Raw genomic sequence first — 18,326 nt, 5'->3', positions numbered from 1 at the left:
ACACTACCGAGCCCGAACTTCTAGCGTTCGTGACGCCTGATCAAGTCCGGTGCCACAAGAACCCTGCGATATCAGGGTATAGAGATCCTCGCCATCGACGGTCATCTGAACACAACTGACGGAAACACTGCATCCGCGCAGACCAGGAGCAGTAAAAGTCGCAGTAAAAAATGGGGAAGTTGCACAGGCTCGCCCGGGAGAACCATCCGGAGGCAGCAGTACATTAAGAGCCGCTTCGGTACCTGATTCAGCAGCGTAAAAAGCGCGCTCTCCCTGAATATGTAGCACACTCGACTGACCGCTGGTCGTTTGCATGGACCCCATAGCGGTCACAATGACAGCCAGAACAGTGATGACAAATAAGGCCATGGGCAGACCAAAGCCACGCTGCTGCTGTCGATATACTCGCATTCTATTATCACGGAACATTAACAACCCTCACCTGCTGACCTATAGACAGCGTTTCGCCCGTTGTCGGGTGTTGCAGCACGTACTCAAAAGCCACCAGCCCGCTTCTGGCCAGAGTCGGATTCTGATAGCGGAAAGTCATAGATCCTGCCTGAAGCGGAAATGCCAGAACGGTACGCCCACTTGCCCGGTCAGAGGGAAGGGCCGCCCTGAGATTGGCAACGTCACTGACAAACCCATAGTTGCGATAGCGATAAAGATAAGCGCCATCCTGACAAATGGTTTCTGGCGCTGACGATAAATAGTAGCGACGCTCAGGTGAATCTGACGGAAACGTATGCGAGCTGGCCAGGGTCACATCGACTTCTGTTGTTCCTGCAGGCACAGAGCCAATATCAGGGGTCAGTGGGCCCGGATCATTCTGGGCGTACAGGTTAGCCGATCCGATAGGATAAACAGATACGTAACCACTCGCACCGTCGGATACAGAATAAGGCGCTGCACGAAAAGAGGTGACGGCTGAATTAACCGATAAATCAGTGTACATGGATGCAGCAACCACCGGCATGTATTCAACGCACAAGCCATCGGCTGTTGTGCGGATACTTCCCGGAAGCGCATCACGCAGCGCACGGCTGATTTGTTCATTAACGACATAACCCGCCGCCGCTAATTGCTCGCGGCCGTTACTGGCGATAAAGCCTTCACTGGTCGAGCGGATAAACTGCACTGACATAGTACCCAGCACCGCTGCGATGACCATGGTCATCACCAACTCTACCAGCGTGAATCCAGACTGACGCGACAGACTCACTACGCTCAGCGATTTCATCAACATCAGTAATTCCCCTTATAGACAGAGAATACTGAGGTATCACCGGTCGGATCATTGATAGAGATTTGTATGCGCTTAGTACCACCGGTATTCACACCAATAGAATCATCACAGACCACGCTGATAGACACTGTGTAGCCGCTGTAGTCGGTGGCCAGAGAAGCGTCCATCGTATCCGGGGCTTCATTCACCACCACGTTGTAGTCATCGACATCATCGAAATTATCGCGACTTTCACCATCGTCGGTAATCCGACAGGCTCCAGTATAGGCCGGTACACCATTAGTACCCGTCGCTTCGTCATACCGGCGCGACAGTATTTCATCAAAATAGAGCTGAGCCAGATCGACGGACCGGGTCTGAATAAGAACGTCAGCAGAGCGCCCCGTAAGAACACTGAACGCACGCAGAGAAGCGACTAAAGCGACGGAAATAATAACAATCGTAATGACCATTTCGACCAGAGACATGCCGCGCATTTTTAGCATAAAGTGCGTGCCTCCTTCAGGGCTGGCAATTACCGATATAGGCGAAACCGCTGGCAGAAATACAGAGTGAATGGGAGTTACCGGCGGAGAAAACAAACTGAGTCGCAGCCCCCGTTTCTGCATTCGTATCGAAGTTAATGGTGACGCTACCGCCGTCAGACAATGATGCGCCATTAACCGCTAGTTCAGCGCCACTGCGCGGCGCTTCTTTAGTACCAAAAGTGGTTGTCCCCTGCGAAACAGTGAAAAGCCAATCAGAGCTGGTCTGAGAAACCGTGAGATTGACCGGAGTTGCCGCCACTGCATTTGCCAGTGCTCTTCTCTGAGCAAGGATTGCTACCGACACCAGTTGCTCACGAGCAGCAAGCGTAGTGTAGCGATCGGTATTCAGGAAAAGGCTGCTTGCGCCGATTGAGATAATGGCGATCAATGTGATCACCATTATCATCTCAACCAGAGTAAAGCCTCGTTGGCGGATCAAATCAGCCTCAGCAACCGTTTGGATCAACAACAACCTTTGGCGCGGCGGTGATTGGATTCACGTTTTCCACTGCGGCGGTTGCAGCGGTGTAAGTCACAGTACAGCCAGCGCCAGTTGTCAGGGTATAAACAGCCTCTTCGCCACCTGCGGCGGCTCCATGAGTAATCTGGTAGTCACCAGCGACCTGAGCAGCGTCAGTGATGCCAGCCTGTACGGCCTGAGGGTAACCGTTCACCATAGCAATGGAGGCGCCTTCAAGAACCACTGGCTGACCGGGCGTTGAACCATCTGCCAGCTGCTGCGCATGTGCAATGTTGGCAGCAGCTCGTAGCGCACCAGCAAGTGCATTCAAACTAGCGACCCGCGCGTCCTGACCAAAATCTGCGAAACGCGGCAGCGCAAAGGCAGAGAGCACACCGAGAATAACAATTACCATGATCAGTTCGATCAGTGTAAAACCTCTTTGTTTTTTCATGTCCCGACTCCTGTGTGTTATCGGATATTCCAGCTTACGCGGCCATTGGCCGAGCTATAGTCAATGTAAAATCTGTCGCCACTTGCTCTGTGGTAGTACCGACAATGTCCCTCTACGACTTCGACCCGGAAATCGGCGCTGGCATTATCACCAGCGGTCAGTGTCGGAACTTCTATATCCAGAAGACTATTCCACAGCGCTTCACAACTCAGTGTCATTGTTACTCCTGATCCGGACATCCCTTCCGGTTCCTGCGGTACGGGCCAGCCATATTGATTCATGACAAAGCCTTCAAGCAGGGTGCTGTTTTTATCGGTCATCCAGGCTTTCCGGAAAATCATGACTCCGGTCTGCAGGGAACTACCCACCGACTTAACATGTGCACGCCAGGCATCTTCGATAATGTTGTCCATCCGGGGCACCAGAATCAGTATCCCGACCATCATTACCGCTAATGCGATCGCCGACTGGAGTAGAGAGAAACCTCGTTTCCGGCCGACGTTCAGTAACGTCGTTGGCATACTTAAACCTTAGTCAACAATAGAATTTTTGAAGCTGGATTTAACGAAAATAAACAAATATTGAATTACAAAAACTTCTGTTACATATGTGGCGTCAGTGTCTAACCTGACACCGCACCACTGAGCTCCCATACGGGTAAGAAAACACCCAGTGCAAGCACAAGTACCAGCGCACCCAGAAACACGAGGAGAATCGGTTCTATCGCATCTGACAGTTGTTTGAGCTCGTAGTCGACCTCTTCCTCATAAAAGTCAGCGACTTCATCAAGTAGCCGGTCAACAGACCCTGTTTCTTCACCAACCGACATCATCTGCAGTACAAGTGGTGTGAACAGGCCAGTTCTCTGCGCCGTATTAGTCAGCCCTTCGCCACGCTGGACCCCATCCCCCATATCGCTGACAGCATTACCGATATATTTATTACCAACACTGGCCGCTACAATAGACAGGCTATTCAGGATTGGCACACCGGCCGTTAACATCATAGAAAACGAGCGTGAGAAACGCGCCAACGCAATACGCTCAAAGATGCTGCCAATCAATGGGATATTTAATTTAGTGCGATCCCACCAGACTGCGCCCTCGTCCGTAGATATAAACTGACGGAACGCAATACCGCCGACAACCAGGCCTGCCAGCAATACGTGCCACCAGTTCTGCATAAATTCTGAGACAGAAATAAGGATCAAAGTAGCAAACGGCAGATCAGCGCCTAACTTATTAAAAACCGATGAAAAACTTGGAATCACAAACATGGTGACCACCACCATAGCTATCGTAATAGCACTGACGACCATGATCGGATAACGCAACGCGGACTTAATACGCTTTTTAGTTTCACGTTCCATTTCCAGGTGTCCGACCAGGCGCAGCAGAGCGTCATCCAGATTACCCGTGCTTTCACCAATATGGATCATGCTGACGTAAATAGGAGAGAAGAGTTTAGGATGTCTTCGAAATGCCGAAGCCAGATCAGAACCACCGACCAGTTGCTCGCTGATGTCCTGCAATACCGTGCGCAACTGATCGTTGTTGGCACTCTCGGCCAGCCCGGTCAGCGCTCGTATAATAGGAACACCTGCTTTCGTCAGTGCATATAACTGGCGGGTGAACAGAACGAGTTCTTCTGATTTAATTTTCCGTGAACGCTGGACTGTTTTACCGTCTTTTGCCGGTAATGCTTTTTGTTGCTGAATTTTTAGCGGTGTAATGCCACGCTGCATCAATTGGGATACGGCGACTTCCCGGCTACCTGCCTGCAGGGAGCCCTCTACCGCCGCTCCCGAGTTATCACGACCGCGATAGAGATAGATAGCCATCAGATCTCCTCGCCGTCCAGAGTCGCAGAAACGCGGAAGACTTCTTCCAGAGAGGTCACCCCCTCAGTCGCAAAGTCCAGGGCTGACATAGCGAGTGGCCGGAAATACGGTGACTTAAGCGCTGCCTCAGAGAATCCTTGAGAATCCCCCTTACGCAATGCACCTATCATGTTGGCATCGAGCTCCAGTAACTCGTAAATACCGACACGCCCCTGATAGCCGGTATTATTACAGTGGTGGCAACCGCGCCCGTTAAGGTACTGACGCGACGAGCTGCCCGGCTCCATGGTTTCTAACCAGGCTTTTTCCTGATCGTCCGGCTCGTAGTTCTGTGTACAGTGCGGGCAAAGCTTTTTAATCAGCCGCTGCGCCAGTACTGCTCTGAGGGAAGAAGCGACCAGATAGCTATCAACGCCCATATCCATCAGGCGTGCGGCTGCCGACTGCGCATCATTGGTGTGCAGTGTCGAAAGTACCATGTGACCTGTCATTGCTGCCCGCAACCCGATCTCTGCCGTCTCGTGGTCACGCATCTCACCAATCAGAACGATATCCGGATCCTGACGCAGAGCCGCACGAAGTACGGTCGAAAATTCGAGACCCACTTTGGTATTTACCTGGACCTGGTTAATTCGCGGAAGTCTGTACTCAATAGGATCTTCGGCGGTGATAATTTTCTTTTCGGCCTGATTCAGCTGAGTCAGTGCCGCATAAAGCGTTGTTGTTTTACCCGAACCTGTCGGACCAGTAACAAGAATCAGTCCGTGCGGACGCGCAATCAGGTACTCAAAGCGTTTCCTGATCTGATCTCTCATACCCAGTGATGCCATGCTCAGAATGCCGCCACTCTGATCGAGCAGACGCATAACCACCGACTCACCAAACTGCACCGGCATCGTCGACAGACGTACGTCGATATTCTTATTGCGTACGCGGATGTTAAAACGACCGTCCTGCGGTAAACGTTTTTCTGAAATATCCAGACCCGACATGATTTTTAAACGCGACACCAATGCCGAGGCAACGCGTTTTTCTTTCATAATCTGTTCTTGTAACTCGCCATCAACACGCAAGCGAATACGCAACTGGCTCTCTTCAGGCTCGATATGAACGTCCGATGCTTTTACCTGTACGGCGTCTTCAAAGAGGCTCTGCAACAAACGTACGACAGGAGCCTCTGACGTATCAGAGCTTGAAACAATGGCATTGATATCGAAGTCGCTGCTCTGTAATTCACCCGCCAGTTCACCCGCAATGGAAGCCATCTGCTCCTGACGACGATAGACATTATCGAGAATAGAGAGCAGCTCATCTTCCTGAACAAACGCTGGCAGAACGGGCTTTTTAAGAATTCTCTGGAGATCATCAATAACCATCAGGTCAGTCGGATCGGCCATACCGACCATCATTCCGCCCGGCTCTTCTGACAATAGCAGGCAGCGATATCGACGGGCCTGAGTTTCAGGCAACTGCTGTATCAGCGCATTATCGAGACGAAAACGCGACAGATCGATAAATGGATAACCAAAGTAATCAGAAAGAATAGAAAGCAATTTAACCTCTGAGACAAAACCGAGATCCGTAATCGCTTTACCCAATTTTTTTCCGGTGCGCTTCTGCTCTACCAGCGCCATCTGCAACTGTTTCTGATCGATTAACTGCTTCTCAAGTAGCAGATCGCCGACACGAACTTTACGACGTAATCTTGCTTCCATGTTTTACTCCAGCAGCCCTTGCTGATATTTCACCCAGTCTTGCTGTGGTTTACTCAGAGGGTAATTTTCGGTGAGGAACTCAAGGCTTTGTTGTGCTGCGGCGGTTGCGCCAGCGTCTATTTGTGCCTGAGTACGGGCAATAGCCCACTGTGTATTACGCGGCTCCTGTTGTATCAGGCGCGAGTAGTATTCTGCGGCCGCCTGATACTGCCCAAACATATGCAGGCCCGGTGCAATCGTACTGAGCCAGATGCGACTCTGATTCGTGGCGTATTTTTCGGACGCAGCAATAAACTCATCACGCATCCCCTGCTCCAGATAAATACGGGCCTGCAGTGCGGGATACTCAATCGCGGTTCCCAGCTTGATCGCCTCATCCAACTGAGACAGTGCCCGTTGCCAGTCTCCATTGCGATAGTAGGTCACAGCCCGGATATAGAAGTTTTCTGGGTCCAGACGTCGTGTCACACTCGCACTTGCTGCGTTAGCGTCTTTTGCAATGGAGGCTTCTGTGGAGTGGGCTTCTATGGCGGAGACTTGCACGGATGCTGCTTCAGGCTCGTCGACCACCAGAGCTTCGGGAATTGAAACTGGAGCCTCTGATCTGGCTTCAGCAGGTTGGACGACCGCGGCAGGTGGCGACTGTTCCTGAGCGGCTACCTCTTCAAGAAATACTGAATTACCTGCCACTTCAGGTTCTGGTGCAATGGCCAACGTAATTGTTTCGGGTTGCTGCATTTGCTGCGTCTCTCTGCCTGTGTCGCTGAAAGGCATCTCTGCTGGGCCAGACACTTCAGCAATGACGGGAACAACGGCTGGATTCGTTCCCGTTACAGGAATAACAGGTATAGAACTGCGATTAATTACAGACGGATCAGACTCAAAATACTGACTGAAATACAATACAAACACAGCAGCAAGAATAGAGATCACAAGTGCAGGCCATATCATCACACGATGGTTGTACTCGTGATCGGCATAGCCAATAATTTCTCCGGGTGTGACTTCTCGCTGACCATCGAGATCTTTCAGAACCTGATGTATAAGACTCATAGTTCGCTCCTTATAGCCCGATAACGAGTTTCAGACGTTCACGCCATGCGATCGGTTGTTGAATACTTTCAGTGTCTGCTGCCGCCTTTTCTACATGCTGAGCATGGATGGCCTTACTGCCCTGACCGAAGGCCACCAGCAAGCATTTGGCGGCCAGAACATTGACCAGCCTCGGTGTACCACCGCTGCTGATCCATAAAAATCGAACGGCCCCCCGTGTAAACAACGGCTCACCACGGTAGCCTGCGCAGACCAGTCGGTGATTCAGGTAATGACTGACACTCTCAGGCGTACGTAACGCTTCAATATGAGCGGACGTGGTGATGCGCTGGCGCAGTTGCCGGAAGCGTTGCTCACTCAGGATATCGTCTAATTCAGGCTGACCGAAGAGAACGATCTGGACCAGTTTCTGACGTTCTGTTTCGAGGTTGGAAATGAGTCTTAATGCCTCCAGCGTTTCTGCTGGCAAACATTGGGCTTCGTCAATGACCAGGACCAGGCGCCGTCCTTCCTGAGCGATATTAAGAAGATAACGCTGAATATCCGCCCTCAGCTGGCTCAGTCTAGAGTGGCCAGATAATCCGAGCTCATCTCCGATTGCCAGCCAAAGTGCTGTGGGAGATAGCGTCGGATTAGGAATATAAGCAGTATCACTGTTAACTGATTCAAGGTGATTCAGAAGACGCCGACACAACAATGTTTTTCCAGTGCCGACTTCTCCAGTGACTTTGATAAAACCTTCACCGCCAGCCAGTGCATACTGAACGGCTTCAAATGCTTCGTCATGAGACTCAAGGCCGACGTAAAATCCGGTATCCGGCGTCAAAGAGAAAGGGGTGTCACTCAGTCCATAATGTGACTCGCAAGCTTGCTTGATCTCAGTAACATCCATCTCACCACTCCGGCAATAACACGCGAGAGTAACGGCTGTTGAGCTGCTCTATACGCTCCGCAGGTAACTGTGTACCGATAATTCGGGGCTGAATAAGAATGACCAGTTCACTCTGGACTGTCTCGCGGCGCGTCTGACGGAACAATGCACCCAGCACAGGAATATCTCCCAGTACCGGTACCTTGTGCACAACATCGTTTGACTTGTTCTGCATCAGTCCGCCAATAACAACGATCTGGCCTGAGCGGGCACGAACAATAGAATCTGTCTCGCGAACGGTACTGGCTGCGACCGGCAACGAATATTCATCATCGTTCAGCTGGATACGTTTCTGTTTTTCCTCGACTTCTGTCACGCTCGGATGAACGTGCAGGGTAATGTCTTCGTCATCACCAATCTGTGGGGTCACATCGAGAGCAATACCCGAGAAAAATGGCGTCAGCTCAATTTTAGGGGTATCCGAGGTGCCTGTTACCGTTGCCGTCGTTGTGCGGGTCACGTCGGTAACAAAATATTCGTCGTTACCGACTTTGATCACTGCTTTCTGATTATTGACGGTGGCGATACGTGGACTAGAAAGTACCTCGACATCACCTTGTGTTTCCAGAAGGCTCAGGGCACCGGCAAAGTTACCTGCATCGATATTGAGACTGAAAATACCAGCCAATTCATTCGGGTCATTTAAAGCAGTTGAGGTTTGTGTTGCCCAGACGTCATTCTTTCCCGTCTGTGCCGCAATCGTATTCCAGTTAATACCACTCTGGTAACCGTCACTGAGTGTGACTTCTACTATTTTTGCTTCGATCAGAACTTGCTTCTGTACAGTCAGCTCAGCCTGCTCCAGGTATTTCTGAACCTGAGTCAGTGTTCCAGGCATTGCACGAGCAATGACAAGGCCAGCATGCGCATCAACGACGACGGAGGCACCTTCCTCTGAAGCCATCATAAGAGACAGTGTCGAACGCAGGTCTTTCCAGAATTCAGAGCCGGTCAGTGTCTCTACTTCTGAGGAATTAGTCTGATTACCGTCGTACTCGCCGAACACAGAGGTCGCTGCTCCGCTGTTCTCTGCGTCAGAACTGGTCATACCACTACTGACCTTCATACCTGAACGGCCTGAACGCATGACATTTAGGTAGTTAATCGGAAATATGCGGGTTTGCGCAGCCTTAGGAAGAATCTGCACGCCATATCCAGATTCATTAAAGTCGTACCCGTAAATATCACGAACAGCCATCAGGGCTTCACGGACAGTTACGTCTTTAAGGTTTAAAGAGATTTTGCCGCTGACATCCGGATGAACAATCATATTCATCCCAGTACCTTCGACCAGGCTGTTGAAGAATGCCGGTGCAGGCACCTGATTGGCAGTGACATCAAAACGCTCTTCAGCTTTTTCTGGCAAGGCGATTTCTGGCATCAGGCTTTTCGGGTCCAGGCCAGCCAGCATAGGAGCATCTGCTTCGAGTAATTTCTTTGGTGCAGCTGGTCGCTCTGCTTTCTGATCTGTCTGCTTCTGCGTATAGGTCGTCGCGCATGACGCCATAAGCAGGCTGGCAACAATCACAGCAGCTCGGTCGAACCTTGTATTTCTAAATATTCTCACAGTCTGCATCCTACTTACCAGAATGTTTCGTATTACTAAGTAAAGACAGTGTTTTAAGTTTCTGCCTGTATTTCAGAACAACTTTGCCTGATGTAATTTTCACAACCCGGGCACCGGAAACGATATCGCCCTCTTTCACTAAGTTGCCGTTAATTACCGCAGACGCTCCGTTCTGACTCATTTTTATCTGTTGTAGCGTAAAGCTTGTTCTCTTTACTGCTGATTGCTCAACCGCTGCAGGAGCGAACTGTGGCGGCTTCATCGGATCACTGGCCGCCATCGCATTCAGGAAAAGTCCGCTCAGGCAAAGCGCCATAACGACTGATCTAATCACTGAGAATCTCCTCACGGGTACTGAGGGTAAAGACTTCAAGATAAAGCTCACCGCTGGGGTAGTTTTCAACCGTGTAGTCAAGCGACTGCCAGTAGAGTTTCCATGGCATCGAATCCAGACGTTGCAGATAACTCATCAGCGACGGGTAGTCAGCGGACATGCGAATTTTCATGCCATGGCGGTAAAGGTCGACGTCACTGTATTCAGAGCCGAGCGCGATGCTCTCGCCCTCACTATTCTCGAGACTGATCAGCTTGAGCCGGGTGTCCTGAGTCATCATCGATTCCAGTACCGATGGCATATTTTCAGGGGCGACCAGGGTATCGGTAAGACTCTGAATCCGCTCATCTACGACGGCTTTCTGGCTCAAAACTTTTTCTATGTCATCGCGCACAGCATCATTCGGGTCAAGCACTGGCGTACTGCGTAAACGCTGCAAATGAGCCTCAAGACGTAATGCGTTAGACTCAAGTTCGTTAGCTTGCTTACGTTCATTCAGTGCCGTGGTCCAGATGGGGCCTGCGATAAAAAACAGAACGACAGCCGCAATCACAACATGCGCTGTGATCAGTACAAGCTTTCTCTCGCGGGCGCTCAACTCACGATACTTTTCCAGCCCTGAGACAATACGAGGGTCTTGCCACCAGATAATTTTCATAAGACCCCCTCCCTCGCACGACGCATCAACTCGGCAGACGTCAGTGCCGCATTACGAGGCTCCGCCGGCTTTTCTTTTTCTCGCGGACGGGTATCCAGCTTGAAGGTCAGCCAACGGCTGTCTTCCTGTTTGCGGACATCGACGAAACGGAATGCCTGTTCAGAAAAACCGCTGCGCTTAAGAAGGTCAGAAACGTAACGAGAGATTTTCGCCGGATCATCGGTAAAGCCTGAGATATTGATGTGACGCCCCTCGTCGTAGAAGGCGAAACTCTTGAGCCAGACTCCCCGGACATCCTGATCCCCTAACTCTTTCACCATGGTGGTGAATGACGTGCTGCTATCGAGTTCCTGTTGAGTCAGATAGCGCAGAACTCGCTGACTGCTTTCAAGATCTTCACGGAGTTTGGTGCGCTGAGCGACAAGAGCATCATCCAGTTTCAGTGGTGGACGCTCACTTTCAATATTAGCGACCTGCTGCTCGACAATGGCCTGGCGCTCCTGCATGCCTTCCAGTCGGTGCCCTTGCCAATGCCAGTTAATCACCAGACCGAGAAGAACAACGACCGCAATACCAACATGCAAGCCAGCACCAATCAGAATCATCTTCAGATCATCAGGGATCTTAGGAGGCTGAAACTCGTCCAGATAGAAATTGACCCGTTGTTTAATTTCCCAGCTCATAGCTAAGCGCCCCTCCGAGTGCAACGGCCAGAGACGCCGTGAGTGGGCGGTCATCTTCCTGACGGTTAAAGGAGTTTTCCAGCGACATCAGGCGGACGGGCGTATTCACACGCTCTTCCAGCTCGCCCAAGGCATCAGTCACATCAACAAGATCAGACTTCAGCATCCACAACTGAGAAACTGCACCTAGCCCCAACTGACTTTCGAAATAATCCATGGAGCGTTGTAACTCGAGGGCAAGCACATCAATGCGGCTGTTTGGCTGCATACTCAACCCACCCTCTTCGACATTAAGCGAGCTGAGGCCAAGGTCGTCGGTTCCCAGAGAAATCTGACGAGTGAAATAGAGTGCGCCGTCGCGGTAGAGATAAATGACACCGCTACTTCCTTCGAGGCGAACGACCGCGACGCTGTCCTCCGGCTCAATGCTTGCCAGAAGATTCAGAACCGCCAACTCATTGATGATGATCTGCTCTAACTGAAGATTGCTATCGCGGCAGAATTCAACGATTTCCTGCAGATATGCCCTGTCAGTAATCGCGGCAAACGCCATGCTCATTCGCCCACGATACGCATCGCCGGGAAGAGGAAATGCCTGCAGCACCTTATCAGCCGCTGGCGCTCCGACCAGCTCATCGATACGAAAACTCAGTGCATCCGTCAGCTCTTCCGGTGGAACAGGAGGAGCATCCACAAGCTGCAAGTCATAGCGTTCGCTATCCATGCAGACCACGGTCGGCGAACCCGCCAGCCCCTGAGCCTCGATCCATTCTGATAATTCAGCAAAGCCTGACTCATCAGCCTCTGCGATATAGCTGGAGACGACCCCACGCTGAGTGCGGTGTACAGCCCAGGCCCGACCATGATTGATCTCTATTCCCAGACATCCCTGCGCAGTTCGACGTTGTTTCAGCCACGGCAGCTGCATGGCAACCCTCACACAAATTCAACTTACTGAATCTGAGTGTAGACCATGGTGGGAAAAGCGATGGTCTGAGACGACACGCCTGACTATAATGACCCCGAGCCGACCCAGTAAGTGGCCCAAAGCAACAAAATCCCTATTCTGGTACGTCGAGTACACCACCCCCTACTTCCGGATTTCCAGCGTGTTTCATATCGTTCTTTTCGAGCCAGAGATTCCACCCAATACGGGCAATATAATTCGTCTGTGCGCTAACACAGGCTGTCATCTGCACCTTATTGAGCCCCTGGGCTTTGATATGGAAGAGAAAGCATTGCGCCGGGCGGGTCTGGATTACAGCGAGTGGGCCAGCGTAAAGATACACAAAGACTACGAAGCGTTTGTTGATTGCGAACATCCACAACGCCTCTTCGCTCTGACTACAAAAGGTAAGACCCGTCATTCTGATGTTGCTTTCACCAAGGGGGATTATCTGATGTTCGGACCAGAAACCCGGGGCCTGCCCGAGGATGTCCGCCTGACGATTCAAGAAAAAGACTGGCTGCGTCTGCCCATGCTGTCACACAGTCGCAGTATGAACCTGTCGAATGCCGTAGCCGTCATGGTCTATGAGGCCTGGCGCCAGCTTGGCTATGAGGGTGGACAATAAGCCAGAAGTGAGAGTCTTACAGAAACAAAAACGCCCCGATCTTCGGGGCGTTTTTGTTGAAGCAGCATTATCAATGCGTTGGCTGTTCGCCAGCTTGCTGAGCCTGAGCTTCTTTAACGCGCTGCTGATACAGAGCATCAAAGTTGATCGGCGCCAGCATCAGCGCAGGGAAACCGCCTTTGATCACCAGGCTATCGACGTTTTCGCGCAGGTATGGGAACAGAATATTAGGGCACATGGCACCCAGCATCGGACCCATCTGCTGCTCTGGAATATTCGCCACAACGAAGAGACCACACTGAACCAGCTCAACCAGGAACGCGGTATCGCCGTCGTTCTTTGCTGTTACGGTCACTTTTACAGACACTTCATAGTGCTGTTCATCGACTTTACGACCATTGGTGTTCAGGTCGAGCTTTACTTCTGGCTTCCACGGCTTGGTAAATGCCGCTGGAGAGTTAGGTGCTTCGAATGACACGTCTTTGGTGTAGATACGCTGAAGAGCGAACTGCGCCTGTTCTTTATTTTCGGCCATTGGTTGGTTCCTTATCAGATTTAATTCTTAACGACTGGCAGATTCTGGCTGTTCCATTCCATCATGCCGCCTTTCATACGTACAGCGTTGAAGCCTTTCTCACGCAGCATCTTACCTGCCATGCTAACGGTCTGGCCTGTTTTGCACACCAGTACAATGGGACGCTCGCGCTCTTTGTCCAGCTCACTCATACGCTGAGCAAGACTGGCATACGGAATGTTGACCGCATTCACAAGATGACCTGCTTTGAAGTCGGCCTTGTCGCGGATATCCAGAACCAATGCGTTCTGGCGGTTGATCATAGTCGTCGCTTCAGCGGTGGACACAGTCTGCCCGTTGCGGCGGTTATTATCCCAGAGCAAAGCGATCAGAAACGCTGCCCAGATACCTACCAGCCACCAGTGATTTACGACAAATTCAATGTACTGATCCATTAGCCTGTCTACTGTCTTTCAATATGGAGGCCGGAGTATACCGTCACTGGCGCTATGCCTCCACCGCCGGCGCATTGTCATTCCTGTATATGACAATTATTCGTGGGCGCTTTGTTCAGTGTCGCACGGGGGTAAGGTATACTGCCGTTTTGCTGTAATTCTGAGTGTACGGACATGACCACGCGACCAAAACCGACCGCCCTGATTATTCTTGATGGCTGGGGCTACCGCGAAGAAACCGCGAACAACGCCATTGCCAATGCTAATACCCCAACCTGGGATCGCCTTCTCGATGAGTACCCGAACGCTCTGATTCAGACCTCAGGCGAGGCCGTTGGCCTGCCGGATGGCCAGATGGGTAACTCTGAGGTTGGCCACATGAACCTGGGTGCTGGTCGCATCGTGTATCAGAACTACACTCGCATTAACAAAACCATCCGCGATGGCGAGCTGACCAGTAATTCTGCTCTCGCAGCGGCGATGGACAAAGCGGCAGAGACAGGCAAGGCCGTGCATCTGCTTGGTCTGTTATCACCGGGCGGTGTTCACAGTCATGAAGATCACCTGATTGCTCTGCTTGATATGGCCAAAGAGAAAGGTGTCAGCAAGGTCTGCATCCACGCGATTCTCGACGGCCGCGATATGCCACCACGCTCAGCCGAGCCGTCGCTCAGCAAAATTGAAGCGCATTGTGCGACACTTGGTAATGCCTCGATTGCAACGGTCATTGGCCGTTTCTATTCGATGGACCGCGATAACCGCTGGGATCGGGTCGAGCAAGGCTACAATGCGATGACACTCGGTCAGGCTGAGTTTTCCGCACCAACAGGTGTTGATGCGCTGAAAGCCGCTTACGAGCGTGACGAAAACGACGAGTTTGTTAAAGCCACTGTGATTGGCGACCAGCCGGGCAAAGTGGAAGACGGCGATGCCATCATCTGCTTTAACTTCCGCCCAGACCGCGCCCGTGAAATCACCCGCGCGTTTGTCGAAGGTGATGAATTCAAAGGCTTTGAGCGCCAGGCTCACCCGGCCCTGTGCGACTACGTCATGATGACGGAGTACGCCGCTGACATTCCAGCCAGCTGTGCTTTTCCGCCGGAAAAGCTGGTCAATGGCATTGGCGAATACATTTCTGACAAAGGCATGAAGCAACTGCGTATTGCTGAAACAGAAAAATACGCCCACGTGACCTTCTTCTTCTCAGGCGGTCGCGAACAGGAGTACGACGGCGAAACCCGTATTCTTGTGAAGTCACCAGACGTTGCCACTTACGACCTGCAACCCGAAATGAGCGCCCCAGAGGTCACCGATAAACTGGTCGACGCCATTAAAAATGGGGGTTACGACCTGATCGTCTGTAACTATGCAAACGGCGACATGGTCGGTCACACCGGTGTCTACGACGCTGCTGTTAAAGCCGCGGAATGCATTGATGACTGCCTGCAGAAAGTAACTGACGCGATTCTGGAAGTGGGTGGCGAGTGCCTGATTACTGCCGACCACGGCAATGCCGAGCAGATGTTGGATGAAAATGGCCAGGCGATGACTCAGCACACCACCGGCCCAGTGAATCTGATTCACGTCCACAACCGTGCGGAAGGTGGCCTGAACACCGGACGCCTGTGTGACGTATCACCTACCCTTCTTGATATTATGGGCGTCGAACAACCGGCTGAAATGACCGGTGTTTCGCTACTGACCAGGTAATCCAGACTTACGACCTCATGCTACGTTCTGTTGTTGTCATCCTGACTATGATCATCAGCCTGACCGTTCAGGCTGATGACCAGGCACGTCTGGATCAGATCAAAGCCGAAATCAAAAAGCTGCAAAGCTGGCTCACAGAAGCCCGAGAAGAGCATGATGAGCTGCAACAACGCCTGCGCAAATCCGATCAGGAAATAGCCGCGCAGATCAAAGAGATAGAAGCTACCCGCGCTCGTTTGCGTGAGGAGCAGATTCGCCTAAAAAAGCTTCAGGCGGAGCAGGCCCAGGTTCGTCAGCTCCGTAACCGCCATCAGAAACTATTAAGTGAACAGATACGCCTTGCCCGACAGATGGGTGATGAGGCAGCCATACGCTTCTGGCTCGCTCAGGACGATCCAGCCCAGAACCAACGAATGACCCGCTATTTCGGTTATTTCAACCGTGCCCGCCTTGAAAACCTCAGTAACACCATCGCCGAACTGAACCGGTTGGATAATCTCGAAGTCCTGATCGCAGAGCAGGAAGCTCAGTTACGCGAGAGTGATGCGCGCCTGACGCGGGAAAACAAACAACTCGAGACGCGCCGCGCAGAGCAAGAGACCCTGCTCGCTAAGCTTGATCGCCAGATGAGCAGCGAAAGTGAACGTCTGAAACAGCGCGAAGCTGACCGAAAACGCCTCGAATCCCTGCTGGCCGAAGTTGAAACACTGGTCAGTAACAGCCCGCGACATAACGATGAAGTGCCGTTCCGTAAGATGCGCGGCAAGCTCCCCCGACCACTTGCCGGCCCTGTAATCGCTGCATTTGGCAACCGCAATGGCCCCAATGCACGTTGGGAAGGCTGGAAGATAGGCACACGGGAAGGCGCAGACATCCGCGCGATACATCATGGCCGGGTTGTATTTTCTGAATGGCTCCGGGGCTTTGGTCTGCTGTTAATTCTTGACCACGGCGATGGCTACCTCAGCCTTTATGCTCACAATCAGACCCTGCTCAGGGACGTTGGCAGCTGGGTAAATGGTGGTGAAATTATTGCGACCGCCGGGAAAAGCGGCGGACAACAGAGCGCCGCCCTCTACTTTGAGATTCGTCATAAAGGTCAACCGCAAGACCCGGCGGCCTGGCTGAAGCGCGGATAAAACAACCAGATTAAGAAGAAAAACGCCTCTGAACAGGCCATTCTTAACAGCCAGACAGTTTTGTGCCATGCTTGCGGCACGTTATACAGAGCGAGTGAACATGCTAAGGAAACATCTGCTCCGCCCCTTGATTGCCAGTGCAGTCATCGTTATGCCGTTATCAGGTATCGCTGAAGAGACCGCAGTAGATATCACAGAGGATCAGTCGGCGATTGAAAGCAGCCCGCAAATCCAGCAGGAACTGCCCCTTCAGGATCTTCGCACGTTCACCGAAATATTCGAACGCATCCGCAGCTCGTACGTTGAAGAGGTCGATGACAAGACGCTTTTCAACAATGCCATTAAAGGCATGCTCAATTCTCTCGATCCGCACTCCGCCTACCTTCAGGAGGAAGACTTCTCCGACCTCCAGGAAAATACCTCAGGCAAGTTCGGCGGCCTTGGTATTGAAGTCGGCATGGAGAACGGCCTGGTTCGTGTCATTACACCGATCGACGATACCCCGGCACAACGTGCAGGAATACGCGCTGGCGACCTGATCGTCAGCCTCGATGGCGAACCCGTGATGGGCTTATCACTGAGCGATGCCGTTGAACTCATGCGCGGCGAACCCGGTACGCCGATTACGTTAGAAGTACGCCGCAAAGGTGAAGCCGAACTTCTCAGTTTCACGATTGAGCGCGCGGAAATTAAAGTGGCCAGCGTCCGTACCGAAATGCTCGACGGCGAAATAGGCTATGTCCGCCTGACGCAATTTCAGGAAAACACCGGCATTGAACTTCAGGAAGCGCTGCGCGCCTGGCAAAACGGTTCTGACCTCAATGGCCTGATTCTGGATATGCGTAACAATCCGGGCGGAGTACTCCAGGCCGCAGTTGTTGTCGTCGATACCTTTATTTCAGAAGGCCTGATCGTCTACACCGAAGGGCGCTCGCATATGTCAGATGTCCGCTACGAAGCGCGCAAAGACACTCTGGTGCCAGACATCCCTATTGTTGTGCTAATCAACGGTGGTTCTGCCTCGGCGTCAGAAATTGTCGCTGGTGCTTTACAGGATCACAGCCGTGCCGTCATCGTGGGCACTCAATCCTTCGGCAAAGGCTCCGTTCAGACGGTTCTGCCAGTTTCAGAAACCGCTGCGGTCAAACTGACCACAGCCCGCTACTTCACACCGGATGGCCGCTCTATTCAAGCGCAGGGTATCGTGCCGGATATCGTCGTCGAGCAAAGCGAAGTGACGCCAAGTGAACAACAGTACTACAAAGAGTCTGATTTACCCGGGCACCTTGAAAACCCTGACGGCGAAGTCACTTCAAAGAACAGCAAAGAGAGCCAGAAAGAAAATAAGAGCGATGATCTGATTCGTCGTGATTTCCAGCTTTATGAAGCACATACACTGCTCCGTGGTGTCTCGATTCTTAGCCCTAAGAAAGCCAGAAGCAGCAGTCCTACTGCCGAATAAGGAT

The 18,326-nt window shown here is 51.8% G+C and carries 21 protein-coding genes; 4 read left to right on the top strand and 17 right to left on the bottom strand.

What is annotated here, in order from left to right:
- Window positions 1–3: 3 nt before the first annotated feature.
- The 15 genes from AC5E51_RS10840 to AC5E51_RS10770 all read right to left on the bottom strand — a co-directional run bounded on the left by AC5E51_RS10840 (window position 4) and on the right by AC5E51_RS10770 (window position 12,396).
- Window positions 4–429, bottom strand: coding sequence for a hypothetical protein (locus AC5E51_RS10840; protein WP_491778584.1), 426 nt, complete (start codon window positions 427–429; stop codon window positions 4–6).
- A complete protein-coding gene (locus tag AC5E51_RS10835) occupies window positions 419–1,246 on the bottom strand; it encodes a prepilin-type N-terminal cleavage/methylation domain-containing protein (protein WP_488046195.1) in 828 nt (275 codons plus the stop codon). The genes AC5E51_RS10840 and AC5E51_RS10835 overlap by 11 nt, the downstream gene beginning before the upstream one ends.
- Window positions 1,246–1,731, bottom strand: a complete 486-nt coding sequence (locus AC5E51_RS10830) for a type IV pilus modification PilV family protein (RefSeq protein WP_488046196.1) — start codon at window positions 1,729–1,731, stop codon at window positions 1,246–1,248. Before AC5E51_RS10830 ends, AC5E51_RS10835 begins: the two co-directional genes overlap by 1 nt.
- Window positions 1,732–1,747: 16 nt before the next feature.
- Window positions 1,748–2,212 (bottom strand): pilus assembly FimT family protein, encoded by a 465-nt coding sequence (locus AC5E51_RS10825; protein ID WP_491778583.1) that lies wholly within the window; start codon window positions 2,210–2,212, stop codon window positions 1,748–1,750.
- Between the two features lie 7 nt (window positions 2,213–2,219).
- Window positions 2,220–2,687, bottom strand: a complete 468-nt coding sequence (locus AC5E51_RS10820) for a prepilin-type N-terminal cleavage/methylation domain-containing protein (RefSeq protein WP_491778582.1) — start codon at window positions 2,685–2,687, stop codon at window positions 2,220–2,222.
- Between the two features lie 17 nt (window positions 2,688–2,704).
- Window positions 2,705–3,208, bottom strand: a complete 504-nt coding sequence (locus AC5E51_RS10815) for a type II secretion system protein (RefSeq protein WP_491778581.1) — start codon at window positions 3,206–3,208, stop codon at window positions 2,705–2,707.
- A 101-nt stretch (window positions 3,209–3,309) separates the two neighbouring features.
- Window positions 3,310–4,527, bottom strand: coding sequence for a type II secretion system F family protein (locus AC5E51_RS10810; RefSeq protein WP_491778580.1), 1,218 nt, complete (start codon window positions 4,525–4,527; stop codon window positions 3,310–3,312).
- Window positions 4,527–6,242, bottom strand: a complete 1,716-nt coding sequence (locus AC5E51_RS10805) for a GspE/PulE family protein (protein ID WP_491778579.1) — start codon at window positions 6,240–6,242, stop codon at window positions 4,527–4,529. Before AC5E51_RS10805 ends, AC5E51_RS10810 begins: the two co-directional genes overlap by 1 nt.
- 3 nt (window positions 6,243–6,245) lie before the next feature.
- Entirely contained in the window at window positions 6,246–7,295 is a 1,050-nt protein-coding gene (locus AC5E51_RS10800) for a tetratricopeptide repeat protein (RefSeq protein WP_491778578.1), read from the bottom strand.
- 10 nt (window positions 7,296–7,305) lie between these two features.
- Entirely contained in the window at window positions 7,306–8,187 is an 882-nt protein-coding gene (locus tag AC5E51_RS10795) for an ExeA family protein (protein ID WP_068439336.1), read from the bottom strand.
- A 1-nt stretch (window position 8,188) separates the two neighbouring features.
- The gene (mshL, locus tag AC5E51_RS10790; RefSeq protein ID WP_491778577.1) at window positions 8,189–9,793 is read right to left on the bottom strand and encodes a pilus (MSHA type) biogenesis protein MshL; all 1,605 of its coding nucleotides are present in this window, start codon (window positions 9,791–9,793) and stop codon (window positions 8,189–8,191) included.
- A gap of 10 nt (window positions 9,794–9,803) precedes the next feature.
- The gene (locus tag AC5E51_RS10785) at window positions 9,804–10,127 is read right to left on the bottom strand and encodes a hypothetical protein (protein WP_301181829.1); all 324 of its coding nucleotides are present in this window, start codon (window positions 10,125–10,127) and stop codon (window positions 9,804–9,806) included.
- Window positions 10,120–10,785 carry a type II secretion system protein M gene (locus tag AC5E51_RS10780; RefSeq protein ID WP_068439332.1) on the bottom strand — a complete coding sequence of 222 codons (666 nt, stop codon included), beginning with the start codon at window positions 10,783–10,785 and terminating at the stop codon, window positions 10,120–10,122. The genes AC5E51_RS10785 and AC5E51_RS10780 overlap by 8 nt, the downstream gene beginning before the upstream one ends.
- Window positions 10,782–11,468, bottom strand: a complete 687-nt coding sequence (locus AC5E51_RS10775; protein WP_491778576.1) for a hypothetical protein — start codon at window positions 11,466–11,468, stop codon at window positions 10,782–10,784. Before AC5E51_RS10775 ends, AC5E51_RS10780 begins: the two co-directional genes overlap by 4 nt.
- Complete coding sequence (locus tag AC5E51_RS10770) at window positions 11,452–12,396, bottom strand: hypothetical protein (RefSeq protein WP_491226462.1); 945 nt, start codon at window positions 12,394–12,396, stop codon at window positions 11,452–11,454. The genes AC5E51_RS10775 and AC5E51_RS10770 overlap by 17 nt, the downstream gene beginning before the upstream one ends.
- Window positions 12,397–12,577: 181 nt before the next feature.
- Here AC5E51_RS10770 and trmL point away from each other — a divergent pair, with 181 nt between their 5' ends.
- Complete coding sequence (trmL, locus tag AC5E51_RS10765) at window positions 12,578–13,042, top strand: tRNA (uridine(34)/cytosine(34)/5-carboxymethylaminomethyluridine(34)-2'-O)-methyltransferase TrmL (protein ID WP_491778575.1); 465 nt, start codon at window positions 12,578–12,580, stop codon at window positions 13,040–13,042.
- 70 nt (window positions 13,043–13,112) lie between these two features.
- On the opposite strand, the gene secB is transcribed toward trmL, so the two are convergent.
- Both secB and AC5E51_RS10755 read right to left on the bottom strand, forming a co-directional pair.
- The gene (gene secB, locus AC5E51_RS10760) at window positions 13,113–13,577 is read right to left on the bottom strand and encodes a protein-export chaperone SecB (protein ID WP_491226460.1); all 465 of its coding nucleotides are present in this window, start codon (window positions 13,575–13,577) and stop codon (window positions 13,113–13,115) included.
- A gap of 20 nt (window positions 13,578–13,597) precedes the next feature.
- The gene (locus AC5E51_RS10755) at window positions 13,598–14,011 is read right to left on the bottom strand and encodes a rhodanese-like domain-containing protein (RefSeq protein ID WP_491226459.1); all 414 of its coding nucleotides are present in this window, start codon (window positions 14,009–14,011) and stop codon (window positions 13,598–13,600) included.
- A gap of 174 nt (window positions 14,012–14,185) precedes the next feature.
- Between AC5E51_RS10755 and gpmI the strand changes: the two genes are divergently transcribed.
- The 3 genes from gpmI to AC5E51_RS10740 all read left to right on the top strand — a co-directional run bounded on the left by gpmI (window position 14,186) and on the right by AC5E51_RS10740 (window position 18,322).
- Window positions 14,186–15,721 (top strand): 2,3-bisphosphoglycerate-independent phosphoglycerate mutase, encoded by a 1,536-nt coding sequence (gene gpmI / locus AC5E51_RS10750; protein WP_491778574.1) that lies wholly within the window; start codon window positions 14,186–14,188, stop codon window positions 15,719–15,721.
- A 17-nt stretch (window positions 15,722–15,738) separates the two neighbouring features.
- Complete coding sequence (locus AC5E51_RS10745; RefSeq protein WP_491778573.1) at window positions 15,739–16,860, top strand: murein hydrolase activator EnvC family protein; 1,122 nt, start codon at window positions 15,739–15,741, stop codon at window positions 16,858–16,860.
- A gap of 100 nt (window positions 16,861–16,960) precedes the next feature.
- Window positions 16,961–18,322: a S41 family peptidase gene (locus AC5E51_RS10740; RefSeq protein ID WP_491778572.1), complete on the top strand. Its 1,362-nt coding sequence runs from the start codon at window positions 16,961–16,963 to the stop codon at window positions 18,320–18,322.
- The last annotated feature ends 4 nt before the right edge of the window (window positions 18,323–18,326 follow it).

This window comes from Thalassolituus sp. (assembly GCF_984348125.1).
Note: the sequence above shows the minus strand (reverse complement) of the source record. Positions and strands in the feature narration are given on the sequence as shown.

Excerpts from the sequence above, each read along its gene's own strand:
- AC5E51_RS10840 (WP_491778584.1), bottom strand. The coding sequence starts at position 429 with ATGTTCCGTGATAATAGAATGCGAGTATATCGACAGCAGCAGCGTGGC.
- AC5E51_RS10815 (WP_491778581.1), bottom strand. The coding sequence starts at position 3,208 with ATGCCAACGACGTTACTGAACGTCGGCCGGAAACGAGGTTTCTCTCTA.
- secB (WP_491226460.1), bottom strand. The coding sequence starts at position 13,577 with ATGGCCGAAAATAAAGAACAGGCGCAGTTCGCTCTTCAGCGTATCTAC.
- AC5E51_RS10830 (WP_488046196.1), bottom strand. The coding sequence starts at position 1,731 with ATGCTAAAAATGCGCGGCATGTCTCTGGTCGAAATGGTCATTACGATT.
- AC5E51_RS10835 (WP_488046195.1), bottom strand. The coding sequence starts at position 1,246 with ATGTTGATGAAATCGCTGAGCGTAGTGAGTCTGTCGCGTCAGTCTGGA.
- AC5E51_RS10805 (WP_491778579.1), bottom strand. The coding sequence starts at position 6,242 with ATGGAAGCAAGATTACGTCGTAAAGTTCGTGTCGGCGATCTGCTACTT.
- AC5E51_RS10795 (WP_068439336.1), bottom strand. The coding sequence starts at position 8,187 with ATGGATGTTACTGAGATCAAGCAAGCTTGCGAGTCACATTATGGACTG.
- AC5E51_RS10755 (WP_491226459.1), bottom strand. The coding sequence starts at position 14,011 with ATGGATCAGTACATTGAATTTGTCGTAAATCACTGGTGGCTGGTAGGT.
- AC5E51_RS10800 (WP_491778578.1), bottom strand. The coding sequence starts at position 7,295 with ATGAGTCTTATACATCAGGTTCTGAAAGATCTCGATGGTCAGCGAGAA.
- AC5E51_RS10745 (WP_491778573.1), top strand. The coding sequence starts at position 15,739 with ATGCTACGTTCTGTTGTTGTCATCCTGACTATGATCATCAGCCTGACC.
- AC5E51_RS10775 (WP_491778576.1), bottom strand. The coding sequence starts at position 11,468 with ATGAGCTGGGAAATTAAACAACGGGTCAATTTCTATCTGGACGAGTTT.
- AC5E51_RS10780 (WP_068439332.1), bottom strand. The coding sequence starts at position 10,785 with ATGAAAATTATCTGGTGGCAAGACCCTCGTATTGTCTCAGGGCTGGAA.
- gpmI (WP_491778574.1), top strand. The coding sequence starts at position 14,186 with ATGACCACGCGACCAAAACCGACCGCCCTGATTATTCTTGATGGCTGG.
- AC5E51_RS10810 (WP_491778580.1), bottom strand. The coding sequence starts at position 4,527 with ATGGCTATCTATCTCTATCGCGGTCGTGATAACTCGGGAGCGGCGGTA.
- AC5E51_RS10740 (WP_491778572.1), top strand. The coding sequence starts at position 16,961 with ATGCTAAGGAAACATCTGCTCCGCCCCTTGATTGCCAGTGCAGTCATC.
- AC5E51_RS10820 (WP_491778582.1), bottom strand. The coding sequence starts at position 2,687 with ATGAAAAAACAAAGAGGTTTTACACTGATCGAACTGATCATGGTAATT.
- AC5E51_RS10770 (WP_491226462.1), bottom strand. The coding sequence starts at position 12,396 with ATGCAGCTGCCGTGGCTGAAACAACGTCGAACTGCGCAGGGATGTCTG.